Here is a 20,060-nt window from a genome sequence, read left to right as displayed (position 1 = left end):
GCTCAGGACGGTGAGGGTGTCGGTTCGCCGAGCGGATCCTCGCTGACCGTCGGGAAGGGATCCTCTCCCGTGAGCGACGGGTCGATGCTCGGCTGCGGCCGGGTCCGCTCGTCGTCGATCGCGTTGCGGACCTTCACCGACACCAACGATCCGGCGCACTGCTGCGCAGCGGTCGACGGGGCGGGCGACGGCTCCAGGGCCGGTTCCCCGTCCACCGATGGTGGCGCGCAGGTCGGCTCGCGCACCCAGAGGTCGAGGGTCAGCTCGTCCCGGCGCCAGCAGGTGTAGCTCCCCTTCGGCTGCTGCTCGGGGCAGCGGGTCACCTGCCACGGCCGCCAGCCGTCCTCGGTCAGCGCCCGCTCGTAGACCTGCGCGGTCTCCTCCGGGGCCCGTTCCGAGGTGATGGTGCGTTCGCGCAGCCGGCAGTCGAGCAGGCACCACCGGCTGCCGCTGACGTCGTCGACCGTCTTCGCCGCCGCCCAACCCGGCACGTCCAGCTCGTCGAGGGTGTCGAAGACCGGGTCGCGGCTGAGCGTACGGATGCCGAAGAAGAGCGGGATCGCGCCGAGGAGCACCACGCTGACCAGGGCCAGGACGCCCATCCGCAGCCGCCGCCGCTCACGCATCTGCCGCCGCAGCTCGGAGCGCGCGCCGCGCAGCCCGCCGGGGGCGGGGGCGTCGTCGGGCGACTCCGGTTCCGCGGCCTGCCGCAGCGCCGGCCCGTCCGCCGGACCCGGCCGGACGGCGGAAGGATCAGCGGGCGGTACGGCCACGGCGGCCCGGGCCACCGGCGACCCGCCGGCGGATCCCGGCGGCGGCACCGGCGGGACGCCCGACGGCTCCGGTCGCCCGGGGTCGCGGTGCGGCGGCAGGGCGCGCCCGGCGGCGCGGTCCTCCGGTGCGGGCCGGGGCGCCGGGGCGGCGGCGCGGGCCACGCCGGTCGGCCCGGTCGGTCCGGGGCGGGAACCCGCGCCGGAGGTCGGCTCGGGCCGGTCCCGCCCCTCGGCGGGCGGCCGGGCGGGACCGGACGGAGTGCCGGGCCGGGCTGGGCCGGGCGGGGCCACGTCGGGCCCCGGCGCATCCGCGCCCGGGCGGCTCGGGCCGGTTGGAGTGTGGCCCGGCCGAGGCGGACCGGCCGGCCCGCCAGGCCCGGCGGCGCCCGGTCCGGCGGTGCCGGGCGGAGTCGTGGCGGGCGGCGTTCCGCCGGCGTGGGCGGCCCCGGCCGGCATCCCGCCCGCGTGGGCGGCCCCGGGCGGCATCCCGCCGGCGTTGGGGGCCCCGGGCTGCGGCACGGCGGCCCGGCCCGGCACGGCGTCGGGTCGCGCGGCGCCCCGGGCCGGTCCGCCCTGGGTCACGTCGGGACGGGCCCGACCACCCGGGCGCGCCTCGCCCGCGAGCGGACCGGTCGGTGCCGGTCGTGCGGCGCCCCGCGCCGGCGGCGGACCGGAGGGTGCGCCGTCGGCCGGCCGGGGCGGTTCGGCACCGGGCCGAGCCCGGCCCGTCGCCTGTCCGGTGTCGTCGCCCGGGACCGGGGGCTGCGCGCCGGGCCGGGCCCGGCCCGCGGGGGCGCGACCGGTCCCGGCACCGCGCTGCTCCGAATCGGGTGCCGCCGGGCCGCCCGGGACGGGTGGCGCCGCCGGTCGCTCGACGGTCGGCAGGGCGGGGTCGGTGTGGTGGGCGCGGCCGGCCTGCCGGAGCCAGTCGGCCGGGCGCTCCGGCCGGTCGCCACGGGGCTCCCCGGGGGCGGACCGCCGCCTGCCCGGTTCCCCCTCGTCGGGTGCCCTGCGGCGCCCCGGCACGGTGTTGTCCGCCTCGTCCGGGCTCGCCCGGCGCCCCCGGGCACGCCCGGCCGTGGCGTCCGCGCGACCGGTGGGCGTGGCTGCGGGACCATCGTCCGCACGACCGGTGGGCGGCACCGCGGGACCGCCGTCCGCACGACCGGTGGGCGTGGCTGTGAGACCGCCGTCCGCACGACCGGTGGACGGCACCGCGGGACCGCCGTCCGCACGGCGGACGGGCGCGGAGGCGGGAGCCCCGTGCGCGGGCACCGACGCGACGCCGGGCGGCGCGGGGGGCGCGCCGGGCACCGGCGGGGCGTTGCCGGAGCGGGGCACCACCGGCTCGTCCGGCTCGGGGGCGCGGCGTCGACCGGCCGTGCCGGGACGGCGGCGGTCGGTCGCGTCCACGCCCGGCGCGGCGCCGGGGCCGGCAGTCGGCGGGGCGGCCAGCGGCGCGTGCCCGGCCGCCTCGGTCGGCGCGGGACCGCCGGCGTCGGCCGGGCCGCGCCGTAGCCGACCGGCACGGGGGTCACGCTGGTCGGCCGGAGCCTCACGCAGCTCACCGGTCGGCGGGCCGAGGGGCGGCTGAGTGGCACCGGGTGGCGGGACGGCGACCCGGGCGGCGCCGACGGGACCTCCCGGGCGACCGGAGGCGCCCGGCGCCGGCGCGGCACCCGGCGCGGGAACCCGGCCGGAACGCCTACCCGGTGCCGGCGGCTCCACCGGCGCGACGGCAGGCGGAGCGCCCGCGCCCTCCGGCGGCCCCGCGGGCCCGGATCGCGGGGCCCCGGTCGGCCCCGGGTGCGGACGGACCGGCGGACCGGCCGGCGGGCGCGCCGACGGGCCGGCGGGCGCATCGGCCGGCGGGCCGAGGGGCGCACCAGCCGGCGGGCCGACGGCCGGACGCGGGCCGGGAGGCACGTCGGCCGGCGCGCCTACGGCCGGGCGCGGGCCGCCCGGCGCACCGCCCTGACGGCCCGTGGCCGGGCCGCCCTGCGGGCCGGTCGGGGGGCCCGAGACGGGTCGGGGGCGTCGGTCCGGCCCGTCCGGCCCGGGCTGCGGCGGGCCGGCCGCCGGGGCGCGGCGCGCGGAATCCGGAGCGGGGGCGGGACCGGAGGCGGGGGCCGCCGGGCCTACCAGCCGGGGCTCCGGCGTGCCGGGCCAGGGACCGTCCGCCGGCCGGGGGCGCGGGGACTCCGCACCGGCGCGACGCACCGGAGGCGCGGCGGCCGGGCCGCGGTGGGGCGGCCCGGAGGGGTCGGGAGACGTCGGGGCGCCCGGGGACGGGGTCGGCTCCGCCCCGCCCGGCCCCAGCTCGGTGCGCTGCTGCTTGGCCGAGCGCAGGTCGTCGATCCAGCCGAACTCCTCGCCGCTGACGGGCTCCTCGGGCTCGGCCTCGGCCTTGCCCCGCCCCCAGCGGCGACCCTTGGCGCGGGAGTCGCGCCGCTCGTCCGGGCCGCCCTCCGGTCGCTCCGAACCACGCGATCTCACTGCTGACCCTCTCCGGCGGCGTCACTGCCGCCCTCTCGCGCCGCGCCGGCGCCGCCCGTGTCCGCCGGGCGGCGACCGTTGCCCGCCGATCCGCTCGCCACCCCCGCCGGCACCTCCGGGGGCGTGACCGCGGCCGGCAGCCCCCGCACGATGCGGCGCAGCAGCGGCAGCCGGGTGGCCACGGCCCGCTCCGCGCCGTGCTGGCTAGGCCGGTAGTAGTCGGCACCGACGAGGTCGTCGGGGGCGTACTGCTGGGTGACCACGCCGCGCTGGTCGTCGTGCGGGTAACGGTAGCCGGTGCCGTGGCCCAGCCCCTTGGCGCCGGCGTAGTGCGCGTCGCGCAGCCCGCGGGGCACCGGCCCGCCGCGGCCGGCCCGCACGTCGGCGATCGCCGCGCCGATCGCGGCGGTGGCCGAGTTCGACTTCGGGGCGGTGGCCAGGTGGATCACCGCCTGGGCGAGGTTGAGCTGCGCCTCGGGCAGCCCGACGTACTCCACGGCGTGGGCGGTGGCGGTGGCGACGGTCAGCGCGGTCGGGTCGGCCATGCCGACGTCCTCACTGGCGAAGATGACCAGGCGGCGGGCGATGAACCGGGCGTCCTCGCCGGCGACCAGCATCCGGGCCAGCCAGTGCAGCGCCGCGTCGACGTCCGAGCCACGCATGCTCTTGATGAAGGCGCTGGTCACGTCGTAGTGGGCGTCGCCGGCGCGGTCGTAGCGCACCGCCGCCACGTCGACCGCCTGCTCGGCGGTGGCCAGGTCGATCCGCCCGGTGCCGAGCGCCGTGGCGGAGGCCGCGGCGGCCTCCAGCGCCGTGAGCGCCTTGCGCACGTCGCCGGCCGCGAGGCGGACGAGGTGGTCCTCGGCCTCGGTCTCCAGGGTCAGCGCGCCGCCGAGCCCGCGCTCGTCGGCGACCGCCCGGCGCAGCAGGCCGCGCACCGCCGTGTCGTCAAGCGGCTGGAGGGTGAGCAGAACGCACCGCGACAGCAGGGGTGAGATCACCGAGAAGTACGGGTTCTCGGTGGTCGCCGCGAGCAGGGTGACGGTGCGGTCCTCGACGGCGGCGAGCAGCGAATCCTGCTGGGTCTTGCTGAACCGGTGCACCTCGTCGATGAAGAGCACGGTCTGCGGGCCGCCGGAGCGGCGCTGCCGGCGGGCGGTCTCGATGACCGCGCGCACGTCCTTCACCCCGGCGGTGAGCGCCGACATGGCGACGAAGCGGCGGTCGGTGGCCCGGGCCACCAGGTGCGCGATGGTCGTCTTGCCGCTGCCCGGCGGCCCCCACAGGATGACCGACATCGGCGCGCTGGCGGAGACCAGCTGGCGCAGCGGGGCGCCCGGCGCGAGCAGGTGGTCCTGCCCGACGAGCTCGTCGATGCTGCGCGGGCGCATCCGGACCGGCAGGGGCGAATCCTCCCCCACCGCCGTGAAGCCGTCCACACCGACGGAACCCGGGGGCGCGGGGGGCGCTCCGGCGGGCTCACCGAGGGAGAAGAGAGCGTCGGACTCCATCACGAGAACAGTACCGGTCCCGCCTGACGACGCCGGAAGCGCGCCGTCGGGCGGGACCGCCGATGATCCTTTACGGTCAGCCCCGGCCCGGTCGCCGGCCCCGGTACCAGCGGCCGCCGCCCCCGCCGTGCGGGCCGCGGCCGACCCCGGCGAGGTAGAGGGAGAGCAGCAGCAGGCCCAGCATCAGCAGGGTGGACGGGTTCAGCAGGTCCGGCGCACCGAGGTTGGTGTCGAAGAGGTCGAGCAGTAGGGCGAAGCCGAAAACGATCGCCGCGAGAATGGCGAGCATGTCGTTCCTCCGGTGGGGGTTCCCAGTAGGTCGGCGCGGGATGTACCCAATCGGTCCGATCGCCAATCTCCACCGTGGACCGGCCCGGCTCCGGGTGCCGTCCGGGGTCCGCCGGCGGGAGCCGGGCGCGGGTTCTAGGCTGGCGACATGATCATCGCCGACCAGGTCCTGGAGGGGCGCGCCGCCATCCTGGCGGCCGCCGACCACCACCCGTACGCCCGGCACTCGCTCTGGCTCGGCGAGCGGCCGCGCGGCTGGCGGCGCGACGACGCGGTGGGTTGGCTGCTCCCGGCGGAGCACGGCCCGGCCGGCGGCGCGATCGGCGCGCCCGGGCCGGCGGTCGACGTCTTCGCCGACCTCGTCGCGCGGGGCGTGCTCCGGCCCGGCCAGTGGCTGCACCTGCCGCGGCTCGACGCGGCGGCGCTGGCCGGCCGGCTGGCGGTGGCCCGGCACGACGAGTGGGACTTCCTCTGGACCACCGCCGCGCCGCCGCGCCAACCCGGGGAGGAGCGGGTGGTCCGCCTCACCGAGGCCGACCACCCGGCGCTGACGGCGCTGGTCGACGAGGCGTTCCCGACCACCACCTCTCGCCCGGGCGACCCCCGGGTCGTCGACTGGTACGGCATCCGCGACGGCGACCGGATCGTCGCCTGCGGGGCGGACCGCAGCCGGGGCGACATCGGCTTCCTCGCCGGCCTGACCGTCGCCCCCGACCGGCGCGGCCGGGGGCTGGGCGCGGCGCTGACCGCCGGGATGACCCGGACGCTGTTCGCCCGCCACGACACCGTGGCACTCGGCGTCTACACCGTCAACGTCGGCGCGATCCGGCTCTACCGGCGGCTCGGCTTCACCGAAACCCTGGCCCGCAGCTCGGTGCACCTGGCCTGAGCGCGCCGGCGGGCCCCTCCCCCGGGGGCCCGCCGACACCCGACGCTCAGCCGCCCTGCGCCGGGGCGGACGCGGCGTCCACCTCCGACCGCCCACTCACCGGCTCGACGGACCCGGCCCCCGCCGCGGGTCCGGCACCCGGAGCCGGGAGCGGGCCGGAGGCGGCGACGGCCTCCGGAGCCGGGAGCGGGCCGGAGTCGGGAGCGGCCTCCGATGCGGACACGAGGCCGGGGCCGTCCGGGGTGCGGCGGCCGGCGCGCCAGGCGGGCAGGTAGAGCGGGGCGGCGACGGCCAGCACCACGGCGCCGACGAGCATGGCGGTGCTGATGCTGGTCGCCTCGGCCAGCGTCATGAGCACCACCCCGCCGAGCGCCCCCGCCGGCTGGGCCATCATCGAGTTCAGCGAGAGCACGCTGGTCCGGTACGGGCCGTCGACCTGCCGGTGCAGCAGCCCCATGTGCAGGGGGTTCGACGCGCCGTGCACGGTGTAGCAGGCGAGATAGGCCACCAGCACCCCGACCGGGCCGGCGAACAGCCCCATGCCGACCACGGTGAGGCCCTGCAGGATCCGCAGCAGCGCGGCCCCGGGCGCTGCCCCGGGCCAGCGCAGCAGCAGCGGGGTGAGCGCGGCGCCGGCCGCCGAGGCGAGCCAGGCGGCCGAGCTGGCCGGCCCCAGCAGCGCGGCGGCCCGGTCGGCGTCGCCGACCACCTCGGTGAGGCGCAGGGGCAGCAGGGACTCAAAGGTGATCATGCCGAAGCCCCAGAACAGCTCGACGGCGACCAGGGCGAGCAGCACCCGGGAGCGGCGCAGCAGCCCGACCGCCCGCCCGACCATTCGCGGCGCCTCGACGACCGACGCCCGCAGCGCCCCGGCGCCCTTCGCGGGGCGGGCCTCCACCAGCAGCGCCAGCAGGGCGACCAGGGCCGCCGCCTGGAGCACGAACGCGACCAGCACCGGCACGGTGAGCGCGCTGACCGGCCCGATCGGGCCGAGCGCGACCAGACCGCCCCCGATCAGTGCCCCGGCGCTGATCGAGACGCCGATGACGGTGCCGGCATAGCCGAGGCCCGGCTCGTAGTCGGCCTTCGGGTCGGCGGCCAGGGTGGCGTCGACGTACCAGGACTCCAGCGGGCCGCTGTCCAGCGCCCGGAACACGCCCTGCAACGCCCAGATCAGGAAGAACAGCGCGAACGAGTCGGCGACGGCGAACAGCGCGAGCGAGACGAGGTTGACCAGCCAGGCCACGACCAGGACCGGGCGGCGCCCGATGGCGTCGGCGAAGCCACCGGTGGGCAGCTCCAGCACGAGGACGACCAGGCCCTGGGCAGTGGCGACGAGGCCGATCTGGGACAGCGACAGGCCGCGCTCCTGCATCAGCAGGATCATCACGGGAACCATCAGGCCCATGGGCAGCCAGCGCAGCCCGTGCAGCACCAGGAAGCGCCGCCGGACCTGGCGTACGGACAGGGCGCTCACCGCTTTCCCTCCGCCCTGGGGAACGCGGCCAGGAAGACGTGCACGGAGCGGGCGTCACCCTCGTCGGGGACCGTCTCCTCGTGGTAGCGCACCAGCACCTGCCACAGCTCGTCGCTGAGCGCCTGCAGGCGGTCCGGCCCGATCGTCAGCACCATGTCGCTCATCCCGGCGGCGTCCCGCCATTGCGGGGACTGGCGCGGCGCGTCGGCCATCCATCGCTCGGCCATCTCGGCCATCAGCCGCACCTGGTCGCCCTGAATCCACTGCACCGCCGCCCGGGCGTCAGGATCGTCGTCGTAGTCGGTCGGTTCGAAGTTGCTGATGTCGTCCACAGCGCGCCACCACCGCTGGCGGCCGGTGCCCCGGTCGGGGTCCTCGGCGACCAGCCCCACCTCTGCGAGCTGGCGCAGGTGGTAGCTGGTCGCCCCGGTGTTGGTGTCCAACTTGTCGGCCAGCGTGGTGGCGGTCGCCGGGCCGTCCACGCGCAGCGTACCGAGCAGCCGCATCCGCAGCGGATGAGCGAGCACGCGGACCTGCCGGTGGTCGAGTCGGACGGTGCTCAGCGCGTCCGGGGATCCGTTCTCCATGAGCTGCACGGTACTTGTGCACACTTTCTATGCACAAGAGTTATGCATAGAAAGTGTGCGTCAGGCCGGAGGCGTGTGGACGCGGGGGCGTCAGGGAGCGAGCAGCTCGCGGATGCCGCGCAGCCGGGTCGGCAGCAGAGCCGTGGCCCGGGACGAGTCCAGGCGCACCTCGGCGGGGCGGACAAGGCCCGAGGAGGCGCTGGTGGCGGTCTTCAGCCCGGCTGGGTCGAGGCCGAACCGCGCGGCCACCAGCAGTCCCATCTCGGCCCGGCTGACCGCGTCCGGGCCGGCCACGTTGAGCGGGCCCGCGTACCGGCTGTCGACGAGGTCGAGCACGGCGGCGGCCAGGTCGGTGACGTCGACCGGGCAGCGGATCTCGTCGGTGAACAGGGCGGCCCGCCCGGCGAGGGCGTCGAGGCAGAGCCGGATCTGCTTGCTCCGCTCGTCCCCCACGATCAGCGAGGTGCGCACCAGCGCGGCGCCCGGGTCGATCGCCCGCACGGCGGTCTCGGCCGCCGCCTTCGCCGCCCCGTACGGGAAGACCGGGCTGGGCGGCTCGTCGTCGGCGTACGGCTCCGGACGGCCGGCGTGCAGCGCGTCGCTGGACAGGTGCACCAGCCGCGCCCCCGTCTCGGCGGCCGCGTACGCGACGTGCGCCGCCCCGTCGGCGGTCACCGTCCACTCGGCGTACCGGTAGGGGGTGCTGACCACGGCGTCGGGACGCACCCGGGCGACCAGGTCGCGCACGGCGGCCCGGTCCGTCACGTCCAGGCGGTGCGCCTCGACGCCGGGCACGTCGACGCCGCCCGAGTGGTACGTCCCGACCACCCGCTCCCCCGCCGCGACCGCCTGCCGGCAGACCTCACCGCCGAGGTACCCACTGGCACCCACCACGAGCAGCGTCACGCCGCACCCCCTTCAGCCGGTGATCAGGAGGTCCGCGTCGGGGCCGACGACGCGAACCTCCTGATCGACGAGAACCGCGGTCAGGTCGGGTCGGCGACCGGGGCGGCCGGGCCGGCCGTGCCGGTGTGCGGCGCCGCGGCGGCCTTCGGCTTGGCGTCGATGCCCGCCTCGGTGCGCTGCTGCGCGGTGATCGGCGTCGGCGCGCCGGTCAGCGGGTCGAAGCCACCCCGGGTCTTCGGGAAGGCGATGACCTCACGGATCGAGTCCGCGCCGGCGAGCAGCATGCAGACCCGGTCCCAGCCGAAGGCGATGCCGCCGTGGGGCGGGGCGCCGTACTTGAACGCCTCCAGCAGGAAGCCGAACTTGTCCTGCGCCTCCTCGGGGGTGATGCCGAGCAGGTCGAAGACGCGCTGCTGCACGTCGCCCCGGTGGATACGGATCGAGCCGCCGCCGATCTCGTTGCCGTTGCAGACGATGTCGTACGCGTAGGCCAGCGCCCGGTCCGGCGCCTCCTCGAACCGGTCGACCCACTCCGCGTTCGGCGAGGTGAACGGGTGGTGCACGGCCGTCCAGCCGCCCTCGTCCGTGCGCTCGAACATCGGCGCGTCGACCACCCAGCAGAACGCCCAGGCGCTCTCGTCGACCAGCCCGGCCCGCTTGGCGATCTCGATCCGGGCCGCGCCGAGCAGCTCCTGCGCCTCGCGGGTGTTGGCGCTGGCGGCGAAGAACACCGCGTCGCCCGGCTTGGCGCCGACCGCGTCGGCCAGCCCGCCCAGGTGCTCGGCGGAGAGGTTCTTCGCCACCGGCCCACGCGCCTCGCCGGTCTCCGCGTCGAGCACCACGTACGCCAGGCCGCGCGCGCCGCGCGCCTTGGCCCAGTCCTGCCAGCCGTCCAGCTCCTTGCGGCTCTGGCTCGCCCCGCCCGGCATGACGACCGCGCCCACGTAGCCGCCGGCGTCGATCGCCCCGGCGAAGACCCGGAACTCGGTGCCGCGCAGGTAGTCGGTCAGCTCGGTCAGCTCGACGCCGTAGCGCAGGTCCGGCTTGTCGGAGCCGTACCGGGCCATCGCGTCGTGCCAGGTGATGCGCGGGATCGGCCGGGAGATCTCGTGGCCGGCCAGGTCCTTCCAGAGCGCCGAGACGATCGCCTCGCCGAGGTCGATCACGTCGTCCTCGGTGACGAACGACATCTCGATGTCGAGCTGGGTGAACTCCGGCTGCCGGTCGGCGCGGAAGTCCTCGTCCCGGTAGCAGCGGGCGATCTGGTAGTACCGCTCCATGCCGCCGACCATCAGCAGCTGCTTGAACAGCTGCGGCGACTGCGGCAGCGCGTACCAGCTGCCCGGCTGCAGGCGCACCGGCACCAGGAAGTCGCGGGCACCCTCCGGGGTGGACCGGGTCAGCGTCGGGGTCTCGATCTCCAGGAAGTCCCGCTCGTGCAGCACCGCGCGGGCGAGCTGGTTGGCCCGCGAGCGCAGCCGCATCGCCTTCGCCGGGCCGCTGCGGCGCAGGTCGAGGTAGCGGTAGCGCAGCCGGATGTCGTCGCCGGCCTCGACCTGGTCGTCCACCGGCAGCGGCAGCGGCGCCGCCTCGGAGAGCACCTCCAGCTCGGCGGCGGTCACCTCGATCTCGCCGGTCGGCAGCTCCGGGTTCTCGTTGCCCTCGGGGCGGCGGGTCACCTCGCCGGTGACCCGGACGCAGAACTCGTTGCGCAGCGCGTGCGCGTCCTCCTCGCGGAACACCACCTGGACCACGCCGGAGCCGTCGCGCAGGTCCACGAAGATCACGCCGCCGTGGTCGCGCCGGCGGGCGACCCAGCCGGCGAGCGTCACCGTGGTGCCGGCGTCCGTCGCGCGCAGGCTGCCGGCGTCATGGGTACGGATCACGACTCGCGTCTCCTCATCTGCGGTACACCGTTACCCCTGGCATTCTGTCAGCCTCCCCCGGAGCCCCGTTGCGGGGTGAGGAAGGCGGGGACGGCCACCGCCGACGCGGCCGCGCTCCTGCCCTACAGCGGGATGTCCCAGGCGCGGACGGACACCACCACCGTGCCGTCGTCGTTGACGTCGGTGACGTGCAGCAGCGCCATCTTCCAGGTGTCGCCGCGTTCCTGCGCGTCGGGCAGCGAGGTCCTGACACAGATCGCCACGCCCTTGCGCGCGGGCACGTTGATGTCCGGGCCGATGGCCCCCGTCAGGATCCGGTCGTTGCAGTCGGCGGCGCCGAGCGACGCGCTGTCGACCTGGGTGCCGTCCGTACTCCTGGTGAGGTTGAAGTACGACGAGTTGCCCCCGCAGCGGGCGGTGAACCGGATCTCCTCGCCGTCGCTGACCCGCACCTCGGGCTTGTCGAGGTCGATGTCCACCGAACTGTCGCAGGCGGCCCGCAGGGTGAGGCGCTGGTCGACGTACTTGTCGGTGTAGCGGGTCTGCTGGTTGAGCGAGGGTTGGGGGGTCCCGGGCGTCTGCCCGGGCGTCTGCTCGGCCCCGCTGGGTTCCGGGGCCGGCGTGGTCGGCGCGTCCGTCGGCTCGCCCGGGCCCGGCGTCGGGGCGAGGGGCCGCCCCGCGCCGGCCGCCCGGGCGATGTCCCGGGCGTCGTTGGCCTGGTCGAGCGCCCGTAGCGACAGCGCCGTGGCCAGCAGCCCCAGGACGAGGGCCAGCCCGGCCGCGCCGACCGCGACCAGGGGCCATCGGCTGCCGCCGCCCGACCTCGGCGCTCCCGGGACGCCCGGGCCGGAGGACGGCGGCACCGGGGTGCCCTGCTGGTCCGAGGTCATGTCGTGGCTCCTCACGTCGGACGGCCATCGGCCGGGCACGGGGCGCATTTATCGCAGAAAGTTGTCAAGATCGCTGTCGGTAACCTGTCACCCGACGGGATCGTCTCGTCCCGTGCGAGCCGGGATAATGAACCACCCCCGTCGATCTTGTGCAGGTGAGACCTCCATGACCGAGCCGGTGACCGGCACGGACTCCGCCCGCCGCCGACGGGGGTTGACCCCCGGCGAGAAGACCGGGGCCGCAATCGGTCTGGCCAGCCTGCTCGTCGCCGTGCTCGCCTGGCAGTGGCCCCGGCAGAGCCAGGAACCGGCGGCCATCCCACCCACCCCGGTCCGGGCCACGACCAGCGCCGCCGCCGCGCCACCCGTCGCCACCACCGCCGCGGCCCCCACCGGCGCCGCCGGCCGGACGTACCTCGACACGCTGACGCCCGAGACCGGCGGGCCGTACCTGCAACCGTTGCCGCGCGCGCTGACCGGTCGCGCCGACCTGCCGCATCCGGTCGCGCTCTCCTGCCCGACCAACGACGGCGAGGACCTGAGCCGGTCGGTCAGCTACCCGCTCAAGCGTCGCTACCTGGACTTCTCTGCCAGTTTCCGGGCCTGGTACCCGCCGGGCGGGGACCCGGAGTCGGCCGTGCGGATCAGCGCCGTGGTGACCGTCCGGGAGCCCGACGACACCCTGACCCGGCAGCCCCGGCCGGGCCGGACGACGACGATGTCCCGACCGCCGGAGCCGCTGTCCTTCTCCGTGGAGGGGGCCGACCTGCTGACGCTGACCGTGGAGTGCGACTTCGGCGGGGGCGTCGCCGTCCTCGCCGACGCCGGCCTCACCCGCTGACGCGCGGCGGGCGACTGGTCCCGCGACCGGTCAGTCCCGCGGGTCGGCGGGAAGCAGGTGGTTCACCGCGATCTCCCCGACCGTCAGCGCCCGCGCGCGGTCCTCCGCCCCTCGGTCGGTGCCGGTGAGCCGGCCGCCGTGCTGGCGCAGGTGCTCTTCCCAGGACGGCACCTGGTAGACCTCGACGAAGCCGTGCTCCCGCTCCCCGGTGCGGAACAGCCCCCAGCGCATCGCCCCGGTACGCCGCCGCGACCGCCCCACCAGCCGCATCGCCTCGACGAACTCCGCCTGCCGCTCCGGCGGCACGGTGTAGGAGACGGTCACCAGCACCGGCCCGGTACGCGGATCGGCGGGCAGCGTCAGGTGCGGCTCCGGCCACCACACCGCCGGCTCGCGGTCTAGTCCCCGGGTCTCGCGCAGCGGCCAGAGCGGCACGGTCGCCGCGCCGGCCGCCATCGTCCCGGCGGCCACGGCGAGCGCGACCACGAGGCCGGTCACCTCGCCGAGCGCGCCCCAGGCGACCGCCCCGAGCGCCTGCCCGCCAGCGAAGACCATCTGGTAGACCGACAGTCCGCGGGCGCGTACCCAGCCGGGCAGGAAGAGCTGCATCGCGGCGTTGACGCTGGACAGCACGGTCATCCAGGCCATCCCGGCCGGCACCAGGGCCAGGGTGACCGGCACCGGCCCCGGCGCCAGCGCGAGCACCACCAGGACGGCGGCGTAGACCAACCCGGCCAGCAGCAGCAACCGGCTGGTGGTGAGCGCCTGCCGGATCCGGGGCAGCACGACGGCACCGGCCACCGCGCCGACGCCGAGGGCGGCCAGCAGCACGCCGTACCCGCCCGCGCCGAGGTGCAGGCGGCGGCTGGCGACCAGGGGCAGCAGCGCCCACAGGGCACTGCCGGGCACCACGAACAGCGCCGCCCGCAGCAGGATCCGGCGGACCACCGGCGAGTGCCGCACGTACCGGCCGCCGGCCCGCAGCGCCGCCGTGAACCGCTCCGGCATGTCGTCACCCTCGGGCCGTGCCGGCCGCCAGCGCAGCAGGGCCAACGCGAAGACGGCGAACGACACGGCGTTCACGGCGAAGACGGTGGCGACCCCGGCCCGGGCCACCAGCACGCCGGCCACCGCCGGCCCGACCGAGCGCGCCAGGTTCACGCTGATCGACCCGAGCGCCGAGGCCGAGACGAGCTGCGACCGGGGCACCAGTTCGGGGATGACCGCCTGCCAGGCCGGCAGGGTCAGCGCCTGGCCGACACCGAGCGCGAAGGTCAGGGTGAGCAGCAGCGCCGGGGGCATCCGGTCGGCGGCGGTGAGGCCCGTCAGCAGGAGGCCGACGGCCGCCAGGAAGCACTGCACCCCGATCAGCAGGCGGCGGCGGTCGAGAGTGTCGGCCAGCGCGCCGGCGGGCAGGGCGAGCAGTAGCACGGGCAGCATGCTGGCGGTCTGCACGAGCGACACCAGCGTCGCGGCGTTGGCCTCGTCGACCAGCAACCACTGGGCGCCGACGGTCTGCATCCAGGTGCCCACGTTGCTGGCCAGCACCGCCAGCCAGAGGCTGCGGAACGCGGCGAGTCGCAGCGGGGCCCAGGCGGAGGAGGCCACGTCGGCGGGCGAGGTCGCGGGGGCGTTCACCGACCGGAACGTACCCCGGCCGGCCCGGTCCGGTCCGGCGAACCAGGCCGGGGCACCCGGGCGGGCCGCCGGATCACCCGGCGGCCCGCTGGCGTGCGATCGTCAGTAGACGCTGACGCCGTAGCGGCTCAGCGCCTCGGTGACCGGCTGGAAGTAGGTGGTGCCGCCCCAGCTGCAGTTGCCGCTGCCGCCGGAGGTCAGGCCCAGGGCGGTGGAGCCGCTGAACAGCGAGCCGCCGCTGTCGCCCGGCTCGGCGCAGACGTTGGTGCGGATCAGGCCGGAGACCGAGCCCTCGGCGTAGTTCACCGTGGCGTTGAGGGCGGTCACCGAGCCGCCACGCAGGCCGGTGGTGCTGCCGGAGCGCTGCACGGACTGGCCGACGTACGCGTTGCCGGCGCCGGTGATGTCGCGGTAGCTGCCGTTGTAGAGGTAGACGTTGCCGGGCTGGGCGGCCGTGCTGCTGTAGCGCACGATGCCGTAGTCGTTGCCCGGGAAGCTGGTGCCGGCGCGGGCGCCCAGGTAGGCGGTCTGCGACGAGTTCGAGTACCAGCTCGACGAGATGTTGGTGCAGTGCCCGGCGGTCAGGAAGTAGTAGGTGCTGCCGCTGCGGACGTTGAAGCCCAGCGAGCAGCGACCGCCGCCGCCGGCGTAGATGGCCTGGCCGCCGGAGATGCGGGTGCTGAGCACGCCGGCCTCGGCCTCGATCCGGATCGCGCCGTCCATCCGCGCGGCGGCGGCCTTGACGCGCTCCAGCTTGGCGCCGGTCACGGTGCTGTCGACGGAGACGACGACCTGGTTGGTGGCCGGGTCGGTCCACCAGGCGGTGCCGGGGATCTTCGCGGAGCGGTCCAGCTCGGCGGCGGCCCGGGCCAGCTCGGCGGCGCCGCGCTTGACGATCTTCGGGGTCGCGCCGGCGGCGGCGACCTGACGGGCGGCGAGCGCGTCGGTCACGGTGACGATCATCTTGCCGCTGGCGTCGGCGTACGTGCCGGCGGACCGGTCGCCGAGGCGCTCGGCCAGGCCGGCGGCGGCGTCCGGAGAGGCGGACGCGGGCGCGGCCTGGGCGGGCGCGCCGATCAGCGAGCCGGCGACCAGGGCTCCGGCCGCGGCGAGGGTGGCGGCACGACGGAGCGAGGACCTCGTGGGTCGCATGCAACAACCTCCAGGGAGGGGACGACTGGCCCCCCGTCGGGGCGAGGGGCCGGGACCATGCCGGTCGATCTGGGGAAATCGGCCGAACTCACTGAAGTATTCACATACTTAAGATCGTACGCAAGACCCAGCTTTGTCCTTTTCGCCCCGGCTGCGACTGTCATCGGTTCGAAACATTGTAGACACTGACGTGTGTCTATACGCTCTGTTCACCGCTTCACCACTCTCGGCACTCGCGACCCCCGGAGGCCACCGTGAATCCCATCCGACGGTTGCTCGTCCCCCTCGCCGCAGTCACCGCCCTCGTCCTGTCGGCCGCCGGCCCGGCCGCCGCCGACCCCGGCCCGCCCCCGACCTCGATGGCCAGCCTCGGCGACTCGATCACCCGCGGCTTCAACGCGTGCGGCTGGTACGTCGACTGCACCTCGCGGTCGTTCAGCACCGGCGACAGCTCGACCGTGAACAGCCACTACCTGCGCATCCTCGCTGCCGGCGGCGCCATCGCCGGCCGCAACCACAACGACGCGCGCAGCGGCGCGAAGTCCGCCGACATGTACGGCCAGGCCGGCACCGCCGTCAGCCAGGGCGTCGGCTACGTCACCATGCTGATCGGCGCCAACGACGCCTGCACCAGCACGGAGGCGGGGATGACGCCCGTGGCCACCTACCGGGCCAACATCGACGCCGCGCTCAACCGCCTCAGGTCCGGGCTGCCCAACGCCCGGGTGCAGGTGATCAGCGTGCCGGACATCCACCGGCTCTGGTTCGTCGGCAAGGACAGCGGCAGCGCCCGCAGCGCCTGGTCCCTGTTCGGCATCTGCCAGTCGATGCTCGCCAACCCGACCTCCACCGCCCAGGCGGACGTCGACCGGCGCAACCGGGTACGCCAGCGGGTGGTCGACTACAACACCCAACTGGCCCAGGCCTGCGCGGCGTACGGCCCGAACTGCGACTTCGACGACAACGCCGTGTTCGGCTACCCGTTCACCCTCAGCCAGCTCTCCAGCTGGGACTACTTCCACCCGAACACCAGCGGGCAGCAGGTCCTGGCGAGCGTCTCGTACGCCGCCGGATTCGGCTGGTAACGCGCCGGACCTGACGCGCGGGCGGCGACCCCACCGTCCGCGCGTCGCCGCGCGCTCACCCGACGCGGCGGCGCGCCCCGGGGCCCGGGCGCGGCACCACGTCGCGGGGCCGGGCCACCTCGTGGCCGCGCTCGCAGCGCAGCTCGACGCGCACCTCGCCGCCGCAGTCGCGGTGCGCGACGGTCAACGGCGAGCCGTCCGGGTCGGCCAGGTAGCGGTCGCCCCAGCCGAGGACGGCGACCAGCACCGGCCAGAGGTCCAGCCCCATGTCGGTCAGCCGGTACTCGTGGCGCACCCGGCTGCCCGGCTCCCGGTAGGGCTCGCGCCGCAGCACGCCTCGCTCCACCAGCATCGCCAGCCGATTGGTGAGCACCTGCCGGGGGATGCCGGTGCGGACGCGCATGTCGTCGAAGCGGCGGACGCCGTTGAAGACCTCGCGCAGCACGACCAGCGTCCACCGCTCGCCGAGGACCTCCATCGCCCGCGCGATCGTGCAGTTCTCGATCGACCAGTCCAGTGCCGCGGGCCTCATGCGCTCCAGGCTAGGTCTCATTGACAGACTCAGCAACGCGCTGCCAGGCTGAGTCCATGACACAGACGCAGGACCCGGCGCGCAGCCGCACCTTCTCGTGGTCCGACCCAGGCATCAACGCCGCGCACCTCGGCCGGCGCGGCGGCCTGGAGCTGCTCCGCGCGATGATCGCCGGGGAACTCGCGGCGCCGCCGATCATGCACCTGGTCGACATGTCCCGGATGGAGGCCGACGAGGGCCGGGTGGCCGTCGAGCTGGTCCCCCAGGAGTTCCACTACAACCCGCTCGGCACCGTGCACGGCGGGGTCATCTCCACCCTGCTGGACACGGCGGCGGCCTGCGCGGTGCACACCACGCTGCCGGCCGGGGTCGGCTACACCTCACTGGACCTGAACGTGAAGTTCCTCCGCCCGGTCACCGTCGCGAGCGGCATCCTGCGCTGCGAGGGCACCGTCCTGCAGCGCGGCCGCCGCACGGCGCTGGCCGAGGCGAGGCTGCTGGACGCCGAGTCCCGCCTCGTCGCCCACGCCACCTCCACCTGCCTCCTCTTCCCCCTCGACCAGCCCGCCTGACCCACCCCGCCCCGCCGATCTTGCGCTTTCGGCCCTCGATGGGGCCCAATCGCGTCTTTCGCCCGGACACAAAGTGCAAGATCGGCGGGAGCAGGCGCGCGGGGGCGCGGGAGAGACGCTCCGGGCGTGGTCGTCGTCGAGAGAGCCAGCGACGGCCACGCCCGGAGCCCCGACGGCCGGGGCGGTCAGCAGCTCAGCGGGCGGCGAGGCGGGCCGCGCGGGCCGCGCGCTTCTCCTCGAAGCGGGACGCGGCGCGCTCCAGGTCGTCGAGGTGGGCGGCGATCTGGTCGCGGGCGGCCTCGCCGTCGGCGTCCAGGCCGGTCACGTTGAAGACGTCCCACTGGCGCAGCACCGGGACGACCACCTCGTCGCGGTGCTGCCGCAGGTCGTAGATGCCGGCGAGGGCGATCGTCACGGACTTGCGGGCGAAGCCCTCGATGCCGTTGCCCGGCATCTGGAAGTCGGCCAGGACGTCGGCGACCGCCCGCATCGCCTGGCCGGGCGCCAGCTCGAAGGCCGCGCCGAGGAGGTTGCGGTAGAAGACCATGTGCAGGTTCTCGTCGGCCGCCACCCGCGCGAGCAGCGCCTCGCAGGTCGGGTCGCCGGTGGCCTTGCCGGTGTTGCGGTGCGAGATCCGCGTCGCCAACTCCTGGAACGAGACGTACGCCAGCGAGTGCAGCATCTCCTCGTCGTGGGCGTTGCTGTACCCGGTGGACATGTGCACCATCCGGGCCCGCTCCAGGGCCACCGGGTCGACCGCCCGGGTGACGGTCAGGTAGTCGCGGATGGCGGTGCCGTGCCGGGCCTCCTCGGCGGTCCACCGGTGCACCCAGGTGCCCCAGGCGCCGTCCCGGCCGAACAGGGTGGCGATCTGGTGGTGGTACGAGGGCAGGTTGTCCTCGGTCAGCAGGTTGACGATCAGCGCGGTGCGGGCCACGTCGGGGATGGTGGAGTCGGTCTCCGCCCACGCCTCGCCGCCGAGCGGCCCGTCGAAGGTGCGCCCCTCGCTCCACGGGACGTACTCGTGCGGGAACCATTCCTTCGCCATGGACAGGTGCCGGTCGAGGTTCTTCTCGACGACGTGCTCCAGTTCGAGGAGCAGGGCGGTCTGGCTGAGCACGGTCACGACGATCTCCCTACGGTGGCGTAACTTACGCCACCGTAGGTCCGATCGGCCGTACGCGCCAGTAACGTCTCAGCTGACCAGCGGCTTGAGGTCCGCCCGGGGCGGCGTCCACTCCCCCGCCGCCGCGGCGACCTGCTCGCCGGAGCGGATGTCCTTCACCTCGTCGACGGCCCCGTCCACCCCCGGGAACCAGACGTACGGGATGCCCCGCCGCTCGGCGTAGCGGATCTGCTTGCCGAACTTCGCCGCGCTCGGCGACACCTCGGTCGGCACGCCCCGCCGACGCAGCGCCTCGGCCACCCGGTTGCTCACCGGCCGCTGCTCCTCGCTGGTCACCGTGACCAGGACGCAGGTCGGCACGTCCCGCGACACCGACAGCGCGCCGGCGCCGAAGAGCAGCCCGAGCAGCCGGGTCACCCCGATCGAGATGCCCACCCCGGGGAAGCGGACGTTTCCGGAGGTGGCGAGGTTGTCGTACCGGCCGCCGGAGCAGACCGAGCCGAACCGCTCGTAGCCGACCATCTGCGTCTCGTAGACGGTGCCGGTGTAGTAGTCCAGGCCGCGGGCGATGCGCAGGTCGGCCACGCACAGCCCCGGGGAGTGCTCGGCCGCGGTCTCCACCACCCGGACCAGCTCCTCGATCCCCTCGTCGAGCAGCGGGTCGGTGACGCCGAGGGCACGGACGGCGTCGGCGAAGGAGGCGTCCGGGGCGGAGATCTCGGCCAGCGCCAGGACGGCCTTGGCCTGCGCCTCGCTCGCCCCGGCGGTCTCGGCCAGCAACTCGGCCACCTTCACCGGGCCGATCTTGTCGAGCTTGTCCACCGCGCGCAGCGCCGCCTCCGGGTCGGTCAGGCCGACCCCCCGGTAGAAGCCCTCGCAGATCTTGCGGTTGTTGACCTGGATCCGCACCGGCGGAATCGGCAGCGAGCGCAGCGCGTCGCCGACCACCAGCGGCATCTCCGCCTCGAAGTGCGGGGCCAGGGTGTCCCGGTCGACGATGTCGATGTCGGCCTGGAGGAACTCGCGGTAGCGCCCCTCCTGCGGCCGCTCACCGCGCCACACCTTCTGGATCTGGTAGCGGCGGAACGGGAACTGCAGCTTGCCGGCGTTCTCCAGCACGTAGCGGGCGAACGGCACGGTCAGGTCGAAGTGCAGGCCGAGCGCGTCGTCCCCGGCCGGGCCGTCGGCGTCGGCCTGCAACCGCCGGATCAGGTAGACCTCCTTCGAGGTCTCCCCCTTGCGCAGCAGCTGGTCCAGCGGCTCCACCGCGCGGGTCTCCAGCGGCGCGAAGCCGTACAGCTCGAAGGTGGCGCGGATCCGGTCGAGCACGAACTGCTCGATCATCCGCTGGGCGGGCGTCCACTCCGGGAAGCCGGAGATGGGCGTGGGCTTGCTCATGATGCTCCGTTCG

17 protein-coding genes are annotated in these 20,060 nt (G+C 75.5%); 4 read left to right on the top strand and 13 right to left on the bottom strand.

Translation table 11 applies throughout. From position 1 onward, the window contains the following. Positions 1-2: 2 nt before the first annotated feature. The 3 genes from ACFY23_RS23450 to ACFY23_RS23440 form a co-directional block, all read right to left on the bottom strand. Positions 3-626 (bottom strand): hypothetical protein, encoded by a 624-nt coding sequence (locus ACFY23_RS23450; protein ID WP_350684756.1) that lies wholly within the window; start codon positions 624-626, stop codon positions 3-5. A gap of 2,639 nt (positions 627-3,265) precedes the next feature. Beyond that, positions 3,266-4,780, bottom strand: a complete 1,515-nt coding sequence (locus ACFY23_RS23445) for a replication-associated recombination protein A (protein WP_350819300.1) — start codon at positions 4,778-4,780, stop codon at positions 3,266-3,268. Positions 4,781-4,856: 76 nt separating this feature from the next. After that, positions 4,857-5,069: a hypothetical protein gene (locus tag ACFY23_RS23440; protein WP_350687356.1), complete on the bottom strand. Its 213-nt coding sequence runs from the start codon at positions 5,067-5,069 to the stop codon at positions 4,857-4,859. Between the two features lie 147 nt (positions 5,070-5,216). On the opposite strand from ACFY23_RS23440, the gene ACFY23_RS23435 reads away from it, so the two are divergent. Then, a complete protein-coding gene (locus tag ACFY23_RS23435) occupies positions 5,217-5,957 on the top strand; it encodes a GNAT family N-acetyltransferase (protein ID WP_350687355.1) in 741 nt (246 codons plus the stop codon). A gap of 46 nt (positions 5,958-6,003) precedes the next feature. Here the strand turns inward: ACFY23_RS23435 and ACFY23_RS23430 are convergent, their stop codons facing one another. The 5 genes from ACFY23_RS23430 to ACFY23_RS23410 form a co-directional block, all read right to left on the bottom strand. After that, a complete protein-coding gene (locus tag ACFY23_RS23430; RefSeq protein WP_350819299.1) occupies positions 6,004-7,434 on the bottom strand; it encodes an MFS transporter in 1,431 nt (476 codons plus the stop codon). Continuing rightward, a complete protein-coding gene (locus tag ACFY23_RS23425; RefSeq protein ID WP_350686219.1) occupies positions 7,431-8,021 on the bottom strand; it encodes a helix-turn-helix domain-containing protein in 591 nt (196 codons plus the stop codon). The genes ACFY23_RS23430 and ACFY23_RS23425 overlap by 4 nt, the downstream gene beginning before the upstream one ends. Before the next feature lie 90 nt (positions 8,022-8,111). Beyond that, positions 8,112-8,927 (bottom strand): sugar nucleotide-binding protein, encoded by an 816-nt coding sequence (locus ACFY23_RS23420; RefSeq protein WP_350686220.1) that lies wholly within the window; start codon positions 8,925-8,927, stop codon positions 8,112-8,114. A gap of 80 nt (positions 8,928-9,007) precedes the next feature. Next, positions 9,008-10,813: an aspartate--tRNA ligase gene (aspS, locus tag ACFY23_RS23415; protein ID WP_350686221.1), complete on the bottom strand. Its 1,806-nt coding sequence runs from the start codon at positions 10,811-10,813 to the stop codon at positions 9,008-9,010. 122 nt (positions 10,814-10,935) lie between these two features. Next, positions 10,936-11,703, bottom strand: coding sequence for a hypothetical protein (locus ACFY23_RS23410; RefSeq protein ID WP_350819298.1), 768 nt, complete (start codon positions 11,701-11,703; stop codon positions 10,936-10,938). A gap of 166 nt (positions 11,704-11,869) precedes the next feature. On the opposite strand from ACFY23_RS23410, the gene ACFY23_RS23405 reads away from it, so the two are divergent. Then, entirely contained in the window at positions 11,870-12,544 is a 675-nt protein-coding gene (locus ACFY23_RS23405) for a hypothetical protein (RefSeq protein WP_350686223.1), read from the top strand. Positions 12,545-12,574: 30 nt separating this feature from the next. Here the strand turns inward: ACFY23_RS23405 and ACFY23_RS23400 are convergent, their stop codons facing one another. Further along, positions 12,575-14,182 (bottom strand): MFS transporter, encoded by a 1,608-nt coding sequence (locus ACFY23_RS23400; RefSeq protein ID WP_350686225.1) that lies wholly within the window; start codon positions 14,180-14,182, stop codon positions 12,575-12,577. 102 nt (positions 14,183-14,284) lie between these two features. Continuing rightward, positions 14,285-15,334 (bottom strand): S1 family peptidase, encoded by a 1,050-nt coding sequence (locus ACFY23_RS23395; RefSeq protein WP_350686227.1) that lies wholly within the window; start codon positions 15,332-15,334, stop codon positions 14,285-14,287. A 254-nt stretch (positions 15,335-15,588) separates the two neighbouring features. Between ACFY23_RS23395 and ACFY23_RS23390 the strand changes: the two genes are divergently transcribed. Beyond that, on the top strand, positions 15,589-16,419 hold the full coding sequence (locus ACFY23_RS23390; protein ID WP_350686229.1) for a GDSL-type esterase/lipase family protein: 831 nt from the start codon (positions 15,589-15,591) through the stop codon (positions 16,417-16,419). A gap of 55 nt (positions 16,420-16,474) precedes the next feature. Here ACFY23_RS23390 and ACFY23_RS23385 read toward each other — a convergent pair whose 3' ends face one another. After that, positions 16,475-16,951 carry a helix-turn-helix domain-containing protein gene (locus ACFY23_RS23385; protein WP_350819297.1) on the bottom strand — a complete coding sequence of 159 codons (477 nt, stop codon included), beginning with the start codon at positions 16,949-16,951 and terminating at the stop codon, positions 16,475-16,477. Between the two features lie 56 nt (positions 16,952-17,007). On the opposite strand from ACFY23_RS23385, the gene ACFY23_RS23380 reads away from it, so the two are divergent. Next, complete coding sequence (locus ACFY23_RS23380; protein WP_350687178.1) at positions 17,008-17,523, top strand: PaaI family thioesterase; 516 nt, start codon at positions 17,008-17,010, stop codon at positions 17,521-17,523. 193 nt (positions 17,524-17,716) lie between these two features. On the opposite strand, the gene ACFY23_RS23375 is transcribed toward ACFY23_RS23380, so the two are convergent. Together ACFY23_RS23375 and hisS are read right to left on the bottom strand one after the other, a co-directional pair. After that, positions 17,717-18,649, bottom strand: a complete 933-nt coding sequence (locus ACFY23_RS23375; RefSeq protein ID WP_350687180.1) for an acyl-ACP desaturase — start codon at positions 18,647-18,649, stop codon at positions 17,717-17,719. Positions 18,650-18,718: 69 nt separating this feature from the next. Continuing rightward, complete coding sequence (gene hisS / locus ACFY23_RS23370) at positions 18,719-20,047, bottom strand: histidine--tRNA ligase (RefSeq protein ID WP_350687182.1); 1,329 nt, start codon at positions 20,045-20,047, stop codon at positions 18,719-18,721. Positions 20,048-20,060: the final 13 nt, after the last annotated feature.

This window comes from Micromonospora sp. NPDC000121 (genome assembly GCF_042899165.1).
Lineage (GTDB): Bacteria > Actinomycetota > Actinomycetes > Mycobacteriales > Micromonosporaceae > Micromonospora.
The sequence above is the reverse complement of the archived record's forward strand: the minus strand, read 5'-3'. Positions and strand labels throughout refer to the sequence as shown.

Coding starts and splice junctions, on each gene's coding strand:
- ACFY23_RS23425 (WP_350686219.1), bottom strand. CDS start 8,021: ATGGAGAACGGATCCCCGGACGCGCTGAGCACCGTCCGACTCGACCAC.
- hisS (WP_350687182.1), bottom strand. CDS start 20,047: ATGAGCAAGCCCACGCCCATCTCCGGCTTCCCGGAGTGGACGCCCGCC.
- ACFY23_RS23410 (WP_350819298.1), bottom strand. CDS start 11,703: ATGACCTCGGACCAGCAGGGCACCCCGGTGCCGCCGTCCTCCGGCCCG.
- ACFY23_RS23385 (WP_350819297.1), bottom strand. CDS start 16,951: ATGAGGCCCGCGGCACTGGACTGGTCGATCGAGAACTGCACGATCGCG.
- ACFY23_RS23450 (WP_350684756.1), bottom strand. CDS start 626: ATGCGTGAGCGGCGGCGGCTGCGGATGGGCGTCCTGGCCCTGGTCAGC.
- ACFY23_RS23380 (WP_350687178.1), top strand. CDS start 17,008: ATGACACAGACGCAGGACCCGGCGCGCAGCCGCACCTTCTCGTGGTCC.
- ACFY23_RS23445 (WP_350819300.1), bottom strand. CDS start 4,780: ATGGAGTCCGACGCTCTCTTCTCCCTCGGTGAGCCCGCCGGAGCGCCC.
- ACFY23_RS23435 (WP_350687355.1), top strand. CDS start 5,217: ATGATCATCGCCGACCAGGTCCTGGAGGGGCGCGCCGCCATCCTGGCG.
- ACFY23_RS23405 (WP_350686223.1), top strand. CDS start 11,870: ATGACCGAGCCGGTGACCGGCACGGACTCCGCCCGCCGCCGACGGGGG.
- ACFY23_RS23395 (WP_350686227.1), bottom strand. CDS start 15,334: ATGCGACCCACGAGGTCCTCGCTCCGTCGTGCCGCCACCCTCGCCGCG.
- ACFY23_RS23440 (WP_350687356.1), bottom strand. CDS start 5,069: ATGCTCGCCATTCTCGCGGCGATCGTTTTCGGCTTCGCCCTACTGCTC.